This is a genomic window from Sphingomonas floccifaciens (assembly GCF_042681125.1).
GTDB lineage: Bacteria > Pseudomonadota > Alphaproteobacteria > Sphingomonadales > Sphingomonadaceae > Sphingomonas > Sphingomonas floccifaciens.
The window spans coordinates 179,006-197,346 of the sequence record NZ_JBHUFC010000003.1 but is presented as its reverse complement, the minus strand read 5'-3'; the positions used below and the strand labels follow the sequence as shown (position 1 = coordinate 197,346).

General features: G+C 67.2%; 17 protein-coding genes and 1 other RNA gene. 12 read left to right on the top strand and 6 right to left on the bottom strand.

All coding sequences use genetic code 11. The features are described 5' to 3' along the window. Positions 1-143: 143 nt before the first annotated feature. The 6 genes from pnp (at position 144) to ACFSC3_RS07915 (ending at position 7,823) form a co-directional block, all read left to right on the top strand. A complete protein-coding gene (gene pnp, locus ACFSC3_RS07940; RefSeq protein WP_380939873.1) occupies positions 144-2,510 on the top strand; it encodes a polyribonucleotide nucleotidyltransferase in 2,367 nt (788 codons plus the stop codon). 188 nt (positions 2,511-2,698) lie between these two features. Next, the gene (locus ACFSC3_RS07935; RefSeq protein WP_380939872.1) at positions 2,699-4,657 is read left to right on the top strand and encodes a radical SAM/SPASM domain-containing protein; all 1,959 of its coding nucleotides are present in this window, start codon (positions 2,699-2,701) and stop codon (positions 4,655-4,657) included. A gap of 64 nt (positions 4,658-4,721) precedes the next feature. Further along, positions 4,722-5,693 (top strand): class A beta-lactamase, encoded by a 972-nt coding sequence (gene bla, locus ACFSC3_RS07930; RefSeq protein WP_380939871.1) that lies wholly within the window; start codon positions 4,722-4,724, stop codon positions 5,691-5,693. After that, on the top strand, positions 5,690-6,841 hold the full coding sequence (locus tag ACFSC3_RS07925) for a serine hydrolase domain-containing protein (RefSeq protein WP_380939870.1): 1,152 nt from the start codon (positions 5,690-5,692) through the stop codon (positions 6,839-6,841). The genes bla and ACFSC3_RS07925 overlap by 4 nt, the downstream gene beginning before the upstream one ends. 114 nt (positions 6,842-6,955) lie before the next feature. Beyond that, complete coding sequence (locus ACFSC3_RS07920) at positions 6,956-7,519, top strand: outer membrane protein (protein WP_380939869.1); 564 nt, start codon at positions 6,956-6,958, stop codon at positions 7,517-7,519. Between the two features lie 37 nt (positions 7,520-7,556). Then, a complete protein-coding gene (locus tag ACFSC3_RS07915) occupies positions 7,557-7,823 on the top strand; it encodes a UvrB/UvrC motif-containing protein (protein WP_380939868.1) in 267 nt (88 codons plus the stop codon). Positions 7,824-7,831: 8 nt separating this feature from the next. Here ACFSC3_RS07915 and ACFSC3_RS07910 read toward each other — a convergent pair whose 3' ends face one another. Next, positions 7,832-8,599 carry a class II aldolase/adducin family protein gene (locus ACFSC3_RS07910; protein ID WP_380939867.1) on the bottom strand — a complete coding sequence of 256 codons (768 nt, stop codon included), beginning with the start codon at positions 8,597-8,599 and terminating at the stop codon, positions 7,832-7,834. Positions 8,600-8,718: 119 nt separating this feature from the next. Here ACFSC3_RS07910 and ACFSC3_RS07905 point away from each other — a divergent pair, with 119 nt between their 5' ends. Then, positions 8,719-9,081, top strand: a complete 363-nt coding sequence (locus ACFSC3_RS07905) for a DUF4440 domain-containing protein (protein ID WP_380939866.1) — start codon at positions 8,719-8,721, stop codon at positions 9,079-9,081. Between the two features lie 294 nt (positions 9,082-9,375). Here ACFSC3_RS07905 and ssrA read toward each other — a convergent pair. Further along, positions 9,376-9,730, bottom strand: a transfer-messenger RNA (tmRNA) gene (ssrA, locus tag ACFSC3_RS07900). A gap of 39 nt (positions 9,731-9,769) precedes the next feature. Here ssrA and ACFSC3_RS07895 point away from each other — a divergent pair. After that, the gene (locus ACFSC3_RS07895; RefSeq protein ID WP_380939865.1) at positions 9,770-10,201 is read left to right on the top strand and encodes an RrF2 family transcriptional regulator; all 432 of its coding nucleotides are present in this window, start codon (positions 9,770-9,772) and stop codon (positions 10,199-10,201) included. Between the two features lie 133 nt (positions 10,202-10,334). On the opposite strand, the gene mscL is transcribed toward ACFSC3_RS07895, so the two are convergent. Continuing rightward, positions 10,335-10,772: a large conductance mechanosensitive channel protein MscL gene (gene mscL / locus ACFSC3_RS07890; RefSeq protein ID WP_380939864.1), complete on the bottom strand. Its 438-nt coding sequence runs from the start codon at positions 10,770-10,772 to the stop codon at positions 10,335-10,337. 95 nt (positions 10,773-10,867) lie between these two features. Here mscL and ACFSC3_RS07885 point away from each other — a divergent pair, with 95 nt between their 5' ends. The 4 genes from ACFSC3_RS07885 to ACFSC3_RS07870 all read left to right on the top strand — a co-directional run bounded on the left by ACFSC3_RS07885 (position 10,868) and on the right by ACFSC3_RS07870 (position 13,604). Further along, entirely contained in the window at positions 10,868-11,458 is a 591-nt protein-coding gene (locus ACFSC3_RS07885; RefSeq protein WP_380939863.1) for a LemA family protein, read from the top strand. Between the two features lie 105 nt (positions 11,459-11,563). Next, a complete protein-coding gene (locus tag ACFSC3_RS07880) occupies positions 11,564-12,412 on the top strand; it encodes a TPM domain-containing protein (protein WP_380939862.1) in 849 nt (282 codons plus the stop codon). Further along, positions 12,412-13,083 carry a TPM domain-containing protein gene (locus ACFSC3_RS07875; protein WP_380939861.1) on the top strand — a complete coding sequence of 224 codons (672 nt, stop codon included), beginning with the start codon at positions 12,412-12,414 and terminating at the stop codon, positions 13,081-13,083. The genes ACFSC3_RS07880 and ACFSC3_RS07875 overlap by 1 nt, the downstream gene beginning before the upstream one ends. Beyond that, positions 13,080-13,604: an NUDIX hydrolase gene (locus ACFSC3_RS07870; protein WP_380939860.1), complete on the top strand. Its 525-nt coding sequence runs from the start codon at positions 13,080-13,082 to the stop codon at positions 13,602-13,604. The genes ACFSC3_RS07875 and ACFSC3_RS07870 overlap by 4 nt, the downstream gene beginning before the upstream one ends. A gap of 257 nt (positions 13,605-13,861) precedes the next feature. On the opposite strand, the gene ACFSC3_RS07865 is transcribed toward ACFSC3_RS07870, so the two are convergent. From ACFSC3_RS07865 to ACFSC3_RS07855, 3 genes are all read right to left on the bottom strand, one after another. Further along, positions 13,862-14,143, bottom strand: a complete 282-nt coding sequence (locus ACFSC3_RS07865) for an ETC complex I subunit (RefSeq protein WP_380939859.1) — start codon at positions 14,141-14,143, stop codon at positions 13,862-13,864. Between the two features lie 10 nt (positions 14,144-14,153). Next, positions 14,154-16,661: an ATP-dependent helicase HrpB gene (gene hrpB, locus ACFSC3_RS07860; protein WP_380939858.1), complete on the bottom strand. Its 2,508-nt coding sequence runs from the start codon at positions 16,659-16,661 to the stop codon at positions 14,154-14,156. Positions 16,662-16,813: 152 nt separating this feature from the next. Then, on the bottom strand, positions 16,814-18,262 hold the full coding sequence (locus tag ACFSC3_RS07855) for a helicase HerA domain-containing protein (RefSeq protein WP_380939857.1): 1,449 nt from the start codon (positions 18,260-18,262) through the stop codon (positions 16,814-16,816). Positions 18,263-18,341 lie beyond the last annotated feature (79 nt).

Genomic DNA, 18,341 nt, shown 5'->3' with positions numbered 1-18,341 from the left:
GGATAGACCCTCGTAACCCTGGGCTCCCGCCTCTGCGGGAGCACATGCGGGAGTTGGGACACTCCGGTCCTCTCCCCACGAGCCGACAATGGCTCGCTCAATAGGCCCCCACCGCATCTGGCGGTGGGAGTGAAGGAAACATAATGTTCGACAAGAAGACTGTATCGATCGAGTGGGGCGGCAAGACGCTGACGCTCGAAACGGGCAAGGTTGCCCGTCAGGCCGATGGCGCGGTGATCGCGACGCTCGGCGAGACCGTGGTACTGTGCGCCGTCACCGCCGCGAAGTCGGTGAAGGAAGGGCAGGATTTCTTCCCGCTCACCGTCCACTATCAGGAAAAATTCTCGGCCGCCGGTCGCATCCCGGGCGGCTTCTTCAAGCGTGAGCGTGGCGCGACCGAAAAGGAAACTTTGGTCAGCCGCCTGATCGATCGCCCGATCCGCCCGCTTTTCCCCGAAGGTTTCTACAACGAAATCAACGCGATCTGCCAGGTTCTCAGCTATGATGGCGAGAATGAGCCTGACATCCTCGCGATGGTCGCGGCTTCGGCTGCGCTGACCATCTCGGGCGTGCCCTTCATGGGCCCGATCGGCGCCGCGCGCGTCGGTTACGTCAACGGCGAATATGTCCTGAACCCGACCGACGAGCAGGTTGCCGAGGGCGACCTGGATCTGGTCGTAGCCGCCACCTACGACGCGGTGATGATGGTCGAATCCGAAGCCAAGGAACTGTCGGAAGAGGTCATGCTGGGCGCGGTCATGTTCGCGCACGATGCCTGCCGCGAGATCGTCAAGGCGATCGTCAAGCTGGCCGAGCAGGCTGCAAAGGATCCGTGGGAGCTGAGCAAGGTCGACGACAAGTCGGCGACGCTCAAGAAGTTGGAGTCGGTGATCGGCAAGGACATTGCCGCCGCCTACAAGCTGACCGACAAGCAGGCCCGCCAGGTCGCGCTGAACGACGCCCGCACCAAGGCTCGCGAAGCGTTCGCGGACCTCAAGGAAAGCGATCCGGCCCAGTATCTCGGCACGCTGAAGCTGGTGAAGAAGCTGGAAGCGAACATCGTCCGCGGCGCCATCCTGAAGGACGGCAAGCGCATCGACGGTCGTACCACCACGCAGATCCGCCAGATCGAGGCGGAAACGCACTTCCTGCCGCGCGCGCACGGTTCGGCGCTGTTCACCCGCGGTGAGACGCAGACGATCGCCACCGCGACGCTCGGCACCCGCGATGCGGAGCAGATGATCGATGGCCTGGGTGGCCTGTCGTACCAGCACTTCATGCTGCACTATAACTTCCCGCCCTATTCGGTCGGTGAAGTCGGCCGCTTCGGTGCGCCGGGTCGTCGCGAAGTCGGTCACGGCAAGCTCGCCTGGCGCGCGCTGCACCCGGTGCTGCCGACCAAGGAGGAATTCCCCTACACGATCCGCCTGACCAGCGACATCACCGAGTCGAACGGCTCGTCGTCGATGGCGTCGGTTTGCGGCGGTTCGCTGGCGCTGATGGACGCCGGCGTGCCGATCAAGCGCCCGGTGTCGGGCATCGCGATGGGCCTGATCCTGGAAGGCAAGGACTTCGCGATCCTGTCGGACATTCTGGGTGACGAAGATCACCTGGGCGACATGGACTTCAAGGTGGCGGGCACGTCCGAGGGCATCACCACGATGCAGATGGACATCAAGATCGCCGGCATCACCAAGGAGATCTTCGAGGCTGCGCTGCACCAGGCGAAGGAAGGCCGTGCGCACATCCTGGGCGAGATGAACAAGGCGCTGGGCGAGACTCGCTCGGAGCTGTCGGCGCACGCGCCGCGCATCGAGACATTCTCGATCGACAAGTCGAAGATCCGCGAAGTCATCGGCACCGGCGGCAAGGTCATCCGCGAGATCGTCGCGACGACCGGCGCCAAGGTCGACATCGACGACGAGGGCGTGATCAAGGTTTCGTCGAGCGACCCGTCGCAGATCGAAGCCGCCATCAACTGGATCAAGGGCCTGGTCGAAGAGGCCGAGGTCGGCAAGATCTACAACGGCAAGGTCGTCAACATCGTCGACTTCGGCGCGTTCGTGAACTTCATGGGCGGCAAGGACGGTCTCGTCCATGTCAGCGAAATGAAGAACGAGCGCGTGGAAAAGCCGACCGACGTCGTGTCGGAAGGCCAGGAAGTTAAGGTCAAGGTCCTCGAGATCGATCCGCGCGGCAAGGTTCGCCTGTCGATGCGCGTCGTCGACCAGGAAACCGGCGCCGAGCTGGAGGACACCCGCCCCGCACGCGAGCCGCGCGGCGAGCGTGGTGAGCGCAGCGATCGCGGCCCGCGCCGTGACGGCGGCGACCGCGGTGGTGACCGTGGCGGCCGTGGTGGTGACCGCGGCGGCGATCGCGGCCCGCGCCGTGACCGTGGCGATCGTGGCCCGCGCGGCGACGGTGACCGTGGCCCGCGCCGGGACGGTGGCAAGGACGAAGGCCCCGAGCCCGAGTTCGCGCCGGCCTTCCTGACGGGCGACAAGGACTAAGTCCTTCGCGTAGAGATACCGTGCCGGAAAGGTATGGGGAGGATGGGGCCTCGGAGAGCGATCTCCGGGGCCCTTCTCGTTTCTGGGCCGGACGTATTGGCGCGGCGCGTTTGAGAATATGTTAACTATCCTTCGTCAGGGTTTCGCCCGATCGTCCGTGCAGTCGCGCGGCGCAGGAGCCTGAAGCCGTGAAGCATGCCGCCATCCTCGCCTCGCCCGAGCCGCTGTCGATCGATGCCCTTGCCATGCTGCCGATCGACGACCCCGTCGTTCAGGACCGGTTGATCGACCTCATCGCAACCACGCTCGATGCGATCGACGCGGGCCGGGCCTGGCCGGCGCTCGCGACGCTTGCTGCGCTGCCGCCGTCGCTGGCCGAGCTCGCCTACGAACTTCTGCTCCTCGCACGTTTTCCCGACGGCAGCGGCAGCACCGCAGACCTCGACGACGCATCGCTCCTGTCCCTAGTCGTCCTGACCGGCGTGGCGAGCGAACGCGCCGTCGCCATGTCGCTCCTCAACGACGAGCTCACGCGTCGCACGACTCCATTCTTTTACGCCGGCGCCTGTGCCGCGCGCGCCGTGCTTGCAGGTTACGCCAGCCTCGCCAGCGTCTGGCCGGCTGCGACGCTTGCCGATCCCGCCCGGATCGCGACGCACCCGCTCGACGTCGCCGCGCACCGGGCGCATGTCCGGGCGCTCGCCGATCGCGGCGACCTGCGGGCCGCGCTCGACGCGCTGACGACCGCCCTCTCGCTGCCGCTGGGCGCGGGCGAGAAGACGCCGCTCGGCACCGAACTCGCGGTCCTGTTACCAATCGCACTGTCGCACGGCATGGCCGAAGCGGTCGGCGCGTGGCGCGTGAAGCTCGCGCTCGGTGCCAATACCCCGGTCGTCGTCTATGCGACCCGCCTGCTCGACGAGTTGCCGCAGATCGCCGCGGTCGCGCTGCCGGAGGCGATGGTCGCCGCGCGCGAATTCCTCTCCACCTATGCCGCGCCGACCCGCGACCTCATCAGCCCCTATCCGATCATCGACGGCAAGCCGCATATCAACATGCTGTTTCTGGAGGTGACGAACTACTGCAACCAGAAGTGCACCTTCTGTCCCGACATGCACCGCGAGGTCGCGCGCAGCTGGCTGCCGCTGGAGCAAGTCAAGGCGCTGATCGACCAGATCGCCGACACGCTGCACCTCAACATGCTGGCGCTGAACGCCTATGGCGAGCCGCTGCTGCACCCGGACATCGACCAGATTATCGCTTATGTCCGCGAAAAGAACATGTCCTGGCCGACGTTCATGACCACACATGGCCTGACCCTGGTCGACAAGAAGTTGAAGCAGCTGTCGAACAATTATCCGACCGGCATCGCCGTCTCGATGCACAACGACAATCAGGCGAGCTACGCCGCGACGCGCAGTGCCAAGATCGGCGATTACGAGACGCTCGTCACCCGCGTGTCCAATCTTGCGCGCCAGATGGTCAACGAACGCGCGCCCTGTCACATGCGGCTATATCAGATGGTCAACAACGGCCATGAGGATCTGAAGGTGCCGCCGGAAATCCGCGCCGCCTTCCCGTCCAACGGTGACCGCGTCGCCCTGCACGTCCGCAAATGGGAAGCCATCGCCGCCGAGATCGTCGCCCAGGCCCCGCCCGAGGCGCAGGCGATCGCCTTTGTCACCGATCGCGACTTTATCGAACACGCCTTCCGCGATGCGTTCGACGACCACGGCATCCCGATGCCGCTGATCGAATGGACCGACGTGAACGGCGCTCGCCAGCGCCTCTTCATGTCGTGCCGCCCGCTGGAAACCTATGCGAATCTGCTGCTGGAGCAGCATGACGACTGGACGGTCGAGCACAAGCTGCTCAACCCCGAGCCCTGCCGTTTCCTGCCCGATCCGTCGCTGACGATCTTCGCCACCGGCAAGCTCGGCGTCTGCTGCCTCGATCTCAACAACACGGCGAACTTCGGCAGCCTGTCGGACTATCCGTCACTGGTCGACGCACTGCACAGCCCGGAGGCGCGCCAGATGTTCGCCGAGCTGTCGAACGGCATCGCCGTGTCGAAGGGGTGTCAGATTTGTCTGGGCGAAGGCACCGCGCGGTGCGGATCGAAGTCGGCGGAGATGGCGCCGGTCTGATCCGCCTGCCGCGATGCGTCGATAAGGCTTGCGTTGCGGCAGGCTTTGCGGCGGTATCGGGCGTATGATCCGCCCCATTCTCGCCCTGCTGCTCGTCGCGGCCCCGGCCTCCGCGCAGACCCTCCCCCCTGCCCTGACGGCGCGTGTCGAGCAGATCGCGAAAACCGACGCCGGCAAGGTCGGCGCCTATGCGATCGACCTCGACACCGGCGCGACGGTCGCCGTCAACGCCGATGAGAGGTTTCCGATGGCGAGCGCGGTGAAGCTCGCCATCGCCGCCACCTATCTCGATGGCGTCGACAAGGGCCGCTGGAGCCTGGCGACGATGCACACACTCGACGAGGCGATGCGTGTCCGATCGGACGGCATCACCGACACACTGCCCCATGCGGGCGTCGCACTGTCGGGGGCGAACCTGATCGAGCTGTCGCTGACGGTCAGCGACAATACCGCGACCGACATGCTGCTGAAGGCGGTCGGCGGCCCCGCCGCGGTCACGCGCTGGCTGAAGGCGAAGGGTATCGACGGCCAGCGCGTCGACCGCAGCATCGCCCGCCTGCTGATCGACGTCAGCGGCCATTCGACCGATCCGAAGCAGGCCGATGGTCCGGCGCTCGCCACCTTCATGCCGGTCGAGCCGTGGAAGACCGACGACGAACGCTGGCCGGTCAACGCGGCGTTCGACGCCGATCCGCGCGATACGTCGACCCCGCGCGCGATGGGCGACCTGCTCGTCCGCCTGCGCAAGGGCGCGTTGTTGAAGCCCGCCAGCACCGATTTCCTGTTCGACGTCCTCGCCCGCTGCAAGACCGGCACGAAGCGGGTGAAGGCCTTGCTGCCGGCCGGAACGCCATGGGCGCACAAGACGGGGACGCTGCCCGGTATCTCAAACGACGTCGGCGTGATGACCCTGCCGAACGGCCACCGCGTCGTCATCGCGCTGCTGTCCTACGGCATCGCCGATCCGGCCGCGCGCGATACGCGGCTGGCGGAGATCGGGCGGACGGTGTTCGACGGCTTCCAGCTCCAGCAGTGAAGCGAGCCGCCCTTTCCCTCACGCTGATCCTCGGCGCGTGCGCGGTGCGGCCGGCCGAGGTCCGGGTCGATTTCGATGCCGCCGGGGAAACATCGGTCATGGCGCGCGGCCTGGCCGATCGCGCGACACGTCGGCCGGTGACGGCGGACGATCCGGTGCGGGTCGCCAGCGTCTCGAAGCTGGTCGTTGCGCTCGGCGTGATGCGGTTGCTGGAGGCGGGGACGCTCGACCTCGACCGCGATGTGTCGGACTGGCTTGGATGGCGCTTGCGAAACCCGGCACATTCGGACGTACCGATCACGCTTCGCCTGCTCCTGTCGCATCGCTCCAGCCTGACCGACGGCATCGACTATATCGTCCCGCTCGGCGTGCGGATGCAGGATGCCGTCGCCGATCCGAAAGCGTGGGACGCCGAACGCGTACCCGGTACCTATTTCCGCTACACGAACCTCAACTTCGGCGTGATCGCGACGGTGATCGAAGCCGCGACCGGGACGCGGTTCGATCAGGTCATGGCGCGCGAGGTGATCGGGCCGCTCGGACTCGATGCCTGCTATAACTGGGGCGCGGGGTGCAGCGATGCGGCGATCAGCCGCGCGGTGATTCTCTACCGGGCGAATGGCGACGTCGCGCGCGATGCGCTCTGCGGACGCCGCCCTGACTGCCCGGTCGTGACGCTGTCGGGCTGCGACCTTCCCGGCTATCGGCCCGGCGAGAACGGTGCGATCTTCTCTCCTCAGGGCGGCCTTCGCATATCGATGCGCGATCTCGGCCGGATCGGTCGCATGTTGCTGCGCCGTGGCGACGGCTTCCTTCGCCCCGAATCGATCGCCGCGATCGAGGCTGTGCAATGGACCTTCGATGGCAGCAACGGCGACACGGCAGGGGGCTTCTACTGTCGCTATGGGCTCGCGACCCAGATCGTGCCGACCCGCGCGGCGGGCTGTGCGGACGATCTGTTTGGCGACAGCGACATATGGGTCGGCCATGCGGGAGAGGCCTATGCGCTCCGCTCCGGCCTGTGGATCGATCGCAGCAATGGTCGCGGCATCGCCGTCTTCGTCACCGCGGTACCGGACGGCAGCACCGGACGCCGCTCCAGCTTTAGTCGGGACGAGGAGCGTCTGGCCCGACCGCGCCGCCGCTAAAACTGCGTCGATTGTAACATAGATAAACACGCCCTTGCGGCGGGGGAGTCGGTGACCGCATACGCCCGCCGTCGAATCGCCCGGAGGCGATCGACATGCATTTGGGGGGTATCAATGAAGACGATTCTGGTTGCTGCCATCGCGGCGGCGGGTGTCGTGCCGAGTGTCGCGTCGGCACAGAATTTCAACGGACCGCGGATCGAAGCCCGCCTCGGCTACGAAACGCCGGCCATCGCTGAGAATGACAGCGATGATATCTACAAGATTGGAAGCGCGGTATCCTACGGCGCCGAAGCAGGCTATGATATCCGAACCAAGCGTGTCGTTGTCGGCCCGTATGTGAATTACGAAGTGTCGGGTGTTAAGCTGTGCGATGACGACATCTGCCTGGCCGAGCGCGGTAACTTCAGCGCCGGCGCGCGTGTCGGCTTGGTCGCTGGCCAGCGTGGCCTGGTCTACGGCAAGCTCGGCTACGCCAACATTACGTTAGAAGCGCGTGACGGCGGCAGCGTCATCGATTCCGCAAGCAAGGGCGGTATCCAGAGCGCGCTTGGTTACGAATTCGGCCTGGGCGAATTCTATGGCTTCGTCGAAGCTGCCTATTCCCACTATGGCAAGTTCGACGACATCAACCTGGAGCGCCGCCAGGTCGCGGGCGGGATCGGTATCCGCTTCTAAAGCGGATCAGCCGGCGTAGCGGGGCGTTGTCCCCGCTATGACCGACCGTCTCGCCGATCTTCAGGCCCGCATGGATGCCGCCGCCGCCGCACTGGATTTCGAGACGGCGCGGCGGCTGCGTGACGAGATCAGTCTGCTCCGTGCCGGCGGCGATGTCGCCGACGCCGACACGAGCGGCCTGACCCGCCAGCAACCCGGTAGCATGGGGCTAGGCACCAGCCAGGCGCGCTACACACCGCCGGCGGGGTGGGTGAAGCCCAAGAAGCCCGATCCGATGACCAAGGGTCGCGGGCGGCGTCAGTAAGCCCCACCTCACTCCCGATAGCCCGGGTCGATCCGGTCGAGCTTTCTCAGCAACGCCGGCCACGCCAGCGCCTTTGCCAGCATGCCCATCCCCGCGGGTGCGGACTGGACCGCAACCTTTTCCGGCGTACCCTGCGGCGGGGTGTTGAGGTTCTCGCGGCCCGCCGACAGCATCTTCACCTGTGCCTGGCACGCCCGCTCCAGGAAATAGAGCCGCAGGAAACACGACGCGACCGAATCGCCGACCGTCAGCGTCCCGTGGTTGCGCAGGATCATCGCGTTCTTCGCCCCCAGATCGCGCACCAGCCGTTCGCGCTCCTCCAGGTCGGTCGCGATGCCTTCATAGTCGTGATAGGCGACGTCGCCGCCCGCGATCATCGATGTCTGGGTGTGCGGCAACAGCCCGAATTCCATCGCCGACACCGCCTGGCCGTCCGGGGTGTGCAGGTGCATGACGGCCGCCGCATCCTCGCGTGCCATATGGATCGCCGAATGGATGACGAAGCCCGCCGGGTTGACCGGATAAGGCGTCGGCACGACCGGTTTCCCCTCGGTATCGATCTTCACCAGCGACGACGCAGTGATCTCCTCGAACATCATGTTGTACGGGTTGATCAGGAAGTGGTGCTCCGGCCCCGGCACCCGGCTCGACAGATGGGTGAAGATCAGGTCGTCCCAGCCATAGAGCGCGACAAGGCGATAGGCGGCGGCGAGGTCGACCCGCGCTTCCCACTCACCGGGGGCCATCGTCTCCGTATCGCGGGCAAGCGTCGCCATCGGCTCTCTCCTCATCGTCTTTTGCCCGGCAGGATAGGCGGCCGGGCGCGGGTCCGCAATCGCACGGGAACATCGCCCGCCGCCGACCGCTTGACGCACTCGCTTGGAGGAGACGGACGATGGAAGACGATCGCGTTTGGGCGTTCGAGGAAAGCCTGTGGACCGGTGATGCGGAGAATTACCGCGAGAAAATGGACGCCGAATGCCTGATCGTCGTGCCGGCCGAGCCATATGTCCTGTCGGGCGACGATGCGGTGCAGGCGGTGTCGAACACGCCGCGTTGGGAGCAGGCGGAGCTCGCCGACGGCCGGATCGCGCGTCCGCAGGAAGGGCTGATCGTCGTCGCCTATCACATGACCGCGAAGCGCGGCGACGAGACCTACGAAGCGCACTGCACCTCGACTTACCGCCGGATCGAGCATGAGGTGTGGACGGTGGTCCAGCACCAGCAGACGCCGAAGCTGGTCGCGGGCGGGGCTTGAAGGCTGATCCAGCTAGTTAGGAGCTATTCTGTGCTCCGGCCTGCGTCGGAGCACAGTTGGTATCTGGATGGGTGGATTTCAGTAAATCAGACTGTTCGCATAGGTGTGCGGCGGCGGCTGGACGCGTATCGCCGCCGCCAGCCGTTCGGGCTGAGCCTGTCGAAGCCCTGTCCTTCTTCGTATCCACCTGCCGTTCGGGCGCGAAGAAGGACAGCCCTTCGACAAGCTCAGGGCGAACGGAGGTATGTGTCACGTGAGTGGGGAGCTTCTGTTGCCCGGTGCTCCCCGAACCGCTGGATTCCCCTTCTGTTGCCCGGTGGGGTCCGACCGCGCTATTTTGGTGTAACGTCAGGCCGTTAGGCCATCAGTTACGCCGCAATCGCGAGTGCTTCGTTATCGTTGGCACTTGTGTAATGGGCCGTTGCGGTGGTCCCATTCCGAGCGAAAGACAGCGCTTTTCAATACACGTCGATCCTGGTTCGGCCCCGTCAGAAACGGTGTCCAAGTACACCACCACTTATGGTGGAGCCGCCGGGTACTGCCCCCGGGTCCGCTGCATCTATTGCACGCAATCCTTTATCGCCATAGCCGGGCAGGCAAGCCCGCCGGCCCGTCCGATATAGGAAGGGCGGGTCGGGAAGGAAAGGCCTTCACAGCGCCATAATGTAAGCGCATGGAATAGCGTATCATGTTGACGCAGCGTTCCCGTTACGCGCTCCGCGCGATGCTGTTCCTCGCGACACAGCCGCCCGGCGGGCCACCCGTGCCGATGAACCGCATCGCGGTCGCCGCCAACGTGCCGCGCAAATTCCTGGAACTGATCCTGGCCGATCTGCGAGAGGCGGGGTTCCTTCACTCGCACCGTGGCAAGGCGGGCGGCTACTGCCTGTCGCGCCCGGCGCGCCTGATCTCGCTCGGCGAAGTGATCCGGGTGATCGAAGGGCCTCTGGCCTTGGTCCCCTGCGTCAGCCGCACCGCTTATCGCCCCTGCACCGACTGCCGTGACGAAGCCGCCTGCGCGATTCGCCGCGCAATGGCGCGGGTGCGGGACGAGACGGCGCGCATCCTCGACGGCACCAGCCTGGCCGACGCGACGGCAGAGGAACTGGCGGCGGCCTGACATTATCATCCTCCCCTGCAAGGGGAGGTGGCCGGCGTCAGCCGGTCGGAGGGGTGTCACCCTATCCGGATAGCTGGACACCCCTCCGTCAGCCCTGCGGGCTGCCACCTCCCCTTCCAGGGGAGGATAGGTATCACGTCCTCCGCGCGCGCAGCTCATCGCGGATCTCCCGCAGCAGCGCCACGTCCGCCGCTTCCGGCGCCGGGGCAGCGGGTGCCTCTTCCTTCTTCGCCAGCACCGCGTTCACCACCCGCAGCAGCAGGAAGATGATGAAGGCGACGATCAGGAAATTGACCGCCTGCGTCACGAATTCGCCATAGCCGAGCAACGGCACGCCCGCCTTTTTCAGCGCGGCATAGTCGGTCGACCCGCGCAGATTCGCCGGCACCTCCCCCAGCACCAGGAAGTAGCTGGAGAAGTCGAGCCCGCCGAAGATCCGGCCGATGACCGGCATCAGGATATCCTCGGTCAGCGAGGTCACGATCTTGCCGAACGCCGCACCGATGATGACCGCGACCGCGAGGTCGAGCACGTTGCCGCGCATGATGAAGGTCTTGAATTCCTTGAGCATCGCCGTCCCTCCGTGCAGGGCCAAACCGATTCCCCATTGTAACGATCGGCCGTCCGCCTAAATGTTGCGCGCCTGAGGGTAAGAGGACAAGTCCCATGAAGCTTCGCGTCGCACTCGTCGGTTTCGTTGCTTTCGCGCTGTCGGCCTGCGGGCTCAACAGCGTGCCCACCGCCGAGGAGAATGCGAAGGCGCGCTGGGCGGACGTCCAGAACCAGTATCAGCGCCGCGCCGACCTGATCCCCAATCTCGTCGCGACGGTGAAGGCCGCGGGCGCGCAGGAAAAGGCGATCCTGACCGAAGTGACCCAGGCTCGCGCTTCGGCCAACCAGATCCAGGTGTCCGGCGACGATCTGGCCGACCCGAACAAGATGGCCGCCTATCAGCGCGCGCAAGGATCGCTGACGCTGTCGCTCCAGCGCTTGCAGGAGGCCTATCCCGAGCTCAAGAGCCAGGCCAACTACACCACGCTGATGAGCCAGCTCGAAGGCACCGAGAACCGCATCACCATCGCGCGCAACGATTACAACCAGGCGGTGCAGGCCTATAACACCCGCATCCGCACCTTCCCCGACGCGGTGGGCGCGAAGATCTTCTATGGCGCCAAGCCGCTGACGCCGTTCCAGGCGACGACGCCGGGCGCGGAAACAGCCCCGTCCGTCGGCGCGGCGTTCGGAAACACGAACTAACCACCGCCCCCCTCCGTTCGGGCTGAGCTTGTCGAAGCCCTGCCCTTCTTCTTTCCTGTGAGGTGCAAAGAAGTGCAGCCCTTCGACAAGTTCAGGGCGAACGGGATGGGCAGAGCCATTCTCGTCCTGCTGCTCGCTCTGGTCGCGATCGTCCCCGCCTCCGCGCAGACCTTCCCCAAATTCACCGGCTTCGTCGTCGATGATGCCAACATCCTGCCGCCCGATGTCGAGGCGTCGTTGGCGCAGAAGCTCGACCAGTTGCAGAAGGACACCAAGCGTCAGGTCATCGTCGCGACCATCCCGTCGCTGCAGGGCTATCCGATCGAGGAATATGGCTACAAGCTGGGTCGCGCCTGGGGCGTGGGCCTGAAGGACGCGGACAATGGCGCGATCCTGATCGTCGCGCCCAACGATCGCAAGGTACGTGTCGAGGTCGGACGCGGGCTGGAGCCGATCCTGACCGACGCCTTTTCGAGCGTCACGGTCAACCAGCAGATCCTGCCCCGCTTCCGCGATGGCGACATTCCCGGCGGCGTCGTTGCCGGCACCGACGCCCTCATCGCCCAGCTGCGCGCCAGTCCCGAGGAGCAACAGGCCAAGGTCGACGCCGCGATCAAGCAGTTCGACCAGAGCCGCCAGGGCCAGCGGCGCAGCGGCGGTGGCGGCTTCCCGATCGCGCTCGTCTTCTGGGGCATGGTGGTCGTCTTCGTACTTCTGTCCTTCGCCCGACGCGGCAAGGGGCGGCGCTATCGCGGCGACGGCGGCTCGGGCGTGATGCCAATCGTCCTCTGGTCGATCGCCAACGAAATCGGGCGCGAGGCGAGCCGTGGCGGCGGCGGTTTCGGCGGCTTGGGCGGCGGCGACGGTGGCGGCGGTGGCGGCTGGGGCGGCGGTGGCTTCTCCGGCGGTGGTGGCGGATCGTTCGGGGGCGGTGGCGCCTCGGGGAGTTGGTGATGCGGCTGACCGATCAGGATCGCGCAGCCGTCGCGGCGGCCGTCACTGCGGCCGAGGCCAATACCGATGGCGAGATCGTCACGATCGTCGCGCGCCAGTCCGACAAATATCATGACGTCGCGTTGCAATGGAGCGTCATCGTCATGCTCCTCGTCCTTGCGCTGCTCGCGGTGTTTCCGGGCGTGGCGGAGGGCGTCCACCTGCGGCTGGTCGACGGCTGGGCGGAGACGGTACCGGGCAGCGCCTATTATACCATCGCGCTGGTGTTGATGGCGGTGACTTTCCTCCTCTGCCGCCTCGCCTTCGCACCGCTCGCCGTCCGCATGGCGCTGACGCCGGGGGCGACCAAGACGCGCCGCGTGCGGGCAAAGGCGATGCAGCTGTTCCGCACCGGCGCCGAAAAGCGCACTGTCGCCGCCACCGGCGTGCTGCTGTACCTGAGCCTTGCCGAGCATCGCGCCGAGCTGATCGCCGACGAGGCCATCCACGGCCGCGTTCCCGACGACGTCTGGGGCCATGCGATGGCCAGCCTCATCACCGCAGTGAAGGACGGCCGCCCCGGCGACGGCATGGCCGATGCGGTGCGCGAGATCGGCAAGGTACTGGCCGAACATTTTCCCATCAGCGAGGGCGACGTGAACGAACTCCCCGACCGGTTGATCGAACTATGAGCGTCCCGGATTCCGATGCGGTCGAACAGACCGAATGGGCCGGCAAGTGGCTGGTCGTCCAGCGTCGCGGGCGGTGGGAATATGTCAGCCGCGTCGGGATGCGCGAGGCGGCGGTGATCGTCGCGGTGGATAACGACGGCAATGTCCTGCTCGTCGACCAGTATCGCGTGCCGATTGGCCGCCGCGTGCTCGAACTCCCCGCCGGCTTGGTCGACGATGGCGAGGATGTCGAAACCACCGCAGCGCGCGAGCTGGAAGAGGAAACCGGCTATCGCGCCGGCCGGGTGTCCCGGATCGGCGACTTCATCACCACGCCCGGCATGTCGAGCGAGTGCGTGACGCTGGTACGCGCCGAGGACCTGACCCGCGTATCGGACGGCGGCGGCGAGCCCGGCGAGGGCATCACCGTCCACCGCGTGCCAATGGCGCAGATCGCCGACTATGTCGCGGCGCGGCGGGCGGAGGGCATGGCGATCGACGCGAAGCTGTTGCTGTTGCTGGGCGCGTCGATCCTCGGCTGACATCGAAAGACTGAGCCTTCAACCTGATCGGTTCGCCCTGAGCGAAGTCGAAGGGCCTGGGACCCAGGTGCTTCGACTTCGCTCAGCACGAACGGGAAAGGGCGAGCCCGATCAGCCGCTCAATGCTTCAGGGTTGCATCTCAAGCTCTCGGCCCAGAGAGGCCGACACCTGCCTCAATCCTTGCCTCGAACTTGGTGATGGAGAACTAGGTCAGCCCTTCGACACGCTCAGGGCAATCGACTATCAGACCGACGCGTTACCGGAAATTATCCGCATACGCCTGCAACTTCAAAGTCCGCTCCGGCGCCGGCACGACATGATAGGGCAGGCCTTCCTTCTCGGCATAGGCGGTCGCCGCCTCCAGCGTTGGGAAGGTCAGGCGCAGCTGGTTGCGCGTATCGCGCGAGCCGGCCCAGCCGGTCAGCGGGTCCGGGCGCTGCGGCTCGGCGGGGTCGAATTCGAGCACCCAGATCATCGTGCGGGCGCGGCCGGACTGCATGGCGTTCTTGGGACGCTGAAAGATGCGGGCAGAGGACATGGACACTCCCTTATCGCGATCCGCGCGCGCGTGCATCCGCATTTTTGGTCCGCAGCGTCGGGTCCGCCCCCGCCGGATCGTCGGGCCAGGGATGTCGCGGATAGCGCCCGCGCATCTCCTTCGCCACCGCACTCCAGCTGCCGGCCCAAAAGCCGGGCAAGTCGCGCGTCGTCTGGATCGGCCGCCCCGCCGGCGACGTCAGGCTCAGCACCAAAGGCACGCGGTTCGCGCCCACGCACGGATGCTCGGCAAGCCCGAACAGCGCCTGCGGACGCAGCTCGACGGTCGGCCCCGCCTCCGCCGGATAGTCGATCTCATGGCTCGACCCCGCCGGCGATGTGAAGCGCGGCGGGGCGAGGCGGTTGACCAACTGCACTCCGTCCCAGCCCAGCACGCCCTCCAGCGCCCCCGTCAGCCCCTCGACCTGCTCAAGCCGGCGCTTGCCCACGAGCAGCGGGGGCAGCCAGTCGTCGAGGGTTGCGATCAGCGCCTCGTCGGAGAGCGCGTCGAACCCGGCGTAGGCGGCACGGGTGCGCAGCGCCTCGGCGGAAGCGCTCCACGGCAGCAGCGCAAGGCCGTGGCGGCGGACGCCTTCGAGCAGCGCGGCAGCAATCTCGTCTGGCTTAGCCGCCGAATCGGGACCCGACGCGAGCTTGATCGCTCCCAGCCGCGTCTCGCGGGCGGCCGTAATGCCGCCAGTGGCAGGATCGAACTCGACGAAGCGCCGGGTAACGATGCGATCGGCGAACAGCGCCTCGACCGTGGCGCGATCGATCTCGACCGCCGACAGGATGCGCGCGCCCGCCGCCATCCCGGCGGTCTCGGCAACCGCGAGCCATTCGGCGCGGGCGAGGCTAGAGGTCGGGTCGAGCTTGAACCCGCGCCCGCCGACCGACGCCCATGTCTCGCCCGAAGCATCCCGCCGCCGAGCGATACGATCCGGGTAGGCGAGGGCAATGGCCGTAGCTAGCCCCTCCCCTTTAGGGGAGGGGTTGGGGTGAGGCCTGTCCGCGGGCGCTGACCTGGGTGAGACACCTTCCCCTCTCCCCGACCCTCTCCCCTGAATGGAAGAGAGCGCTAGGCGCGCCCATCGCTCCGCCAGCCGCCGGCCACCGTCCGCGCGCTGCCCCCGCTCTCCGGCCCATCGCCGCAGCCGCAGGTCAAGGTCGACATCGCCACCGCCCAGCCCGCGCTCGCTGAGCAGCACCGCCGCCTCGGCCGCGACCGTCGCCAGCCCCATCTCGCCTGCCCGCACCAGCATATGCGCCAGCCGCGGCGGCAGGGGCAGTGCGGCGATCGCGCGGCCGTGCGCAGTCGGGCGGCCGTCGCCATCGATCGCCTCCAGCGTCGCCAGTCGCTGCTTCGCTTCGCTAACCGCCGCATCGCTCGGCGGATCGAGCCATTGGAGCGCCCGCGGGTCCAATACGCCCCAGATCGCGCAGGCCAGCACCAGCGCCGACAGGTCGGCCTCCAGGATCTCCGGCGGGTCGAACCGCGGCATCCCGGCGGTCGCCGCTTCCTCCCACAGCCGATACGCGACCCCCGGCCCCTGCCGCGCCGCGCGGCCCGCACGCTGCACGACGGCGGCCTGGCTCGCGCGCTCGGTCACCAGCCGCGTCATCCCCGCCGCCCGGTCATAGCGCGGCCGCCGCGCCAGTCCCGAATCGACGACGACGCGAATGCCATCGAGCGTCAGCGACGTCTCCGCGATCGAGGTCGCCAGCACGACCTTGCGCATGTCCGACGGCGCGATCGTCGCGCGCTGAGCGGCGGGGTCGATCTGGCCGTGGAGCTTGTGGAGCGCGATGCCGGCGACGCCGGCCAGCCGCTCCGCCGTCCGCTCGATCTCGGCCACGCCGGGCAGGAAGGCGAGCAGGCCGCCCGCCTCGTCCCGCAACGCGGTGCGGACGGCCGCCGCGACCGCATCCTCGATCCGGTCATTCGCCGCCCGGCCGATATGACGCAGCGTCAGCGGATAGGACCGCCCTTCGCTCTCGATCACCGGCGCCCCGTTCATCAACGCCGAAAACCGCGCGCCATCGAGCGTCGCCGACATCGCCACCAGCCGCAGGTCGGGCCGCAGCGCCCCTTGCGCATCCAGCGCCAATGCCAGGCCGAAATCCGAATCGAGGCTGCGTTCATGCACCTCGTCGAACAGCACCGCCGACACGCCCGCGAGTTCGGGATCGGCCTGGATGTGGTTGACGAAGATGCCTTCGGTCACGACCGTCACCCGCGTCGCCGCCGACCGCCGGCTGTCCATCCGCGTCGCGTAGCCGAAGGTCTTGCCGACGCTCTCACCCGCAAGCGCCGCCATCCGTTCGGCAGCGGCGCGGGCGGCGAGACGGCGGGGGGAAAGGAGCAGGACTTCGCCGGTACACCAGGGTTCGGCGAGCAGGGCGGGGGCGATGGCGGTGGTCTTGCCGGCACCCGGCGGCGCGACGACGACGGCGTTCGACGACTGGCGCAGCGCCGCGAGCAGGTCGGGAAGGACGGCGTGGATCGGCAGCGCGGTCATGATTGCACCGATTGGCAGAACGGACAGGGCTTTGAAAGTCGGCCGCCCGCCCAGAGCCTGACGTGCTCCCGCGCAGGCGGGAGCCCAGGGCCAAACCGCGACCGTCTCGTTCGACAACCCTGGGCTCCCGCCTGCGCGGGAGCACCGAGACGTCACCCCTCCGCCGACGCCGTGCTCCACCCCAGCCGCGGGATCGTGATCGACCGCCGCCCGGACAGGTCGGTCCGCGTCACGATGATGTCGCGGCTTTCCATATAGCCGAGCATCCGCCGCGCGCGCCCCAGCGAGCTGGTGCCATAGGTCTGCGCGATCGCGGCGTCATCGGGCGTCGCCAGCCCCTCGCGCGCGCACCGGGCGATCAGCAGGAACGCGCCGAGCATGTCGTCGGGCAGCCCCTGCGCGGCGGCCAGCACCTCCGACCACTCGCCCTCCAGCGCCTCGAAGATGCCTGCCCGCGCCGCCGACAATCGCCGCGCGAAGCCGTTCGCATCGAGCGGCGACTTGCGCACACCCATCATCCGGCAGCGGACCCCGAAATCCTGATACAGCACCGCCGCCGGCTTGGTCGCGGCCTCGGGATCGGCGACGATCGCACGCAGCGCCGCCTCGACCACCGTATCGGGATCGGGCGCATCGGGTTCGGGAAAGTCGAATCCGTTGGGATTGGGCTGTGGCCCAAGGTCGCGCAGCACATCGTTCACCGGCATCGGCGGCGGGGGTGCGGGCGGCGGCGGGGGCGGCGGCAGGTCGAGATCGGCGAACAGCAATTCGCGCGATCCTTCGGCATGCGCCGTCGGCAGCGGGACCAGCTTGGGACTGGACGACCGCGCAGAGGTGGCGACCGCGCCGATCTTCACGGTCACCGGCCTCCGCGCGATCGCCGGACCTAGGCCCAGGAACGTGCCGCGCTGAAGGTCACGGATCGTCTCGGCCTGGCGGCGCTCCATTCCCAGCAGATCGGCGGCACGCGCCATGTCGATGTCGAGGAAGGTGCGGCCCATCAGGAAATTCGATGCTTCGGCCGCGACATTCTTGCTTAGCTTGGCCAGCCGCTGCGTCGCGATGACGCCGGCGAGGCCACGCTTGCGCCCGCGCGACATCAGATTGGCCATCGCGCCGAGACAGGTGCGGCGCACTTCCTCGCTGACCTCCGCGCCCCCGGATGGCGCGAAAATCTGCGCTTCGTCGACCACCACCAGCGCCGGATACCAATGCTCGCGCGGGGCATCGAACAGGCCGTTCAGGAACGCGGTGGCGGAGCGCATCTGCCCCTCCATCTCCAGCCCCTCCAGGCTGAGCACCACCGACGTGCGATGCTCGCGCGCGCGGCCGGCGAAGCGGATCAGTTCGGGGATCGCATAGTCGACCGCCTCGATCGCGACATGGCCATAGGCATCGGCCAGCGTCACGAAGTCACCCTCGGGATCGACGATCACCTGCTGCACCTGGTTCGCGCTGCCCTCCAGCAGGCGACGCAGCAGGTGCGACTTGCCCGAGCCCGAATTGCCCTGGACGAGCAGGCGGGTGGCGAGCAGTTCCTCCAGGTCGATGGCGATCGGACGGCCGGCGGTGTCGGTCCCCATGTCGACGGCGAAGGTCATGAACCACTCACGGCCGAGAGGCCTGCCCCCACCCCGTTCGTGCTGAGCTTGTCGAAGCACCGTACTTCGTGCCGCAGGC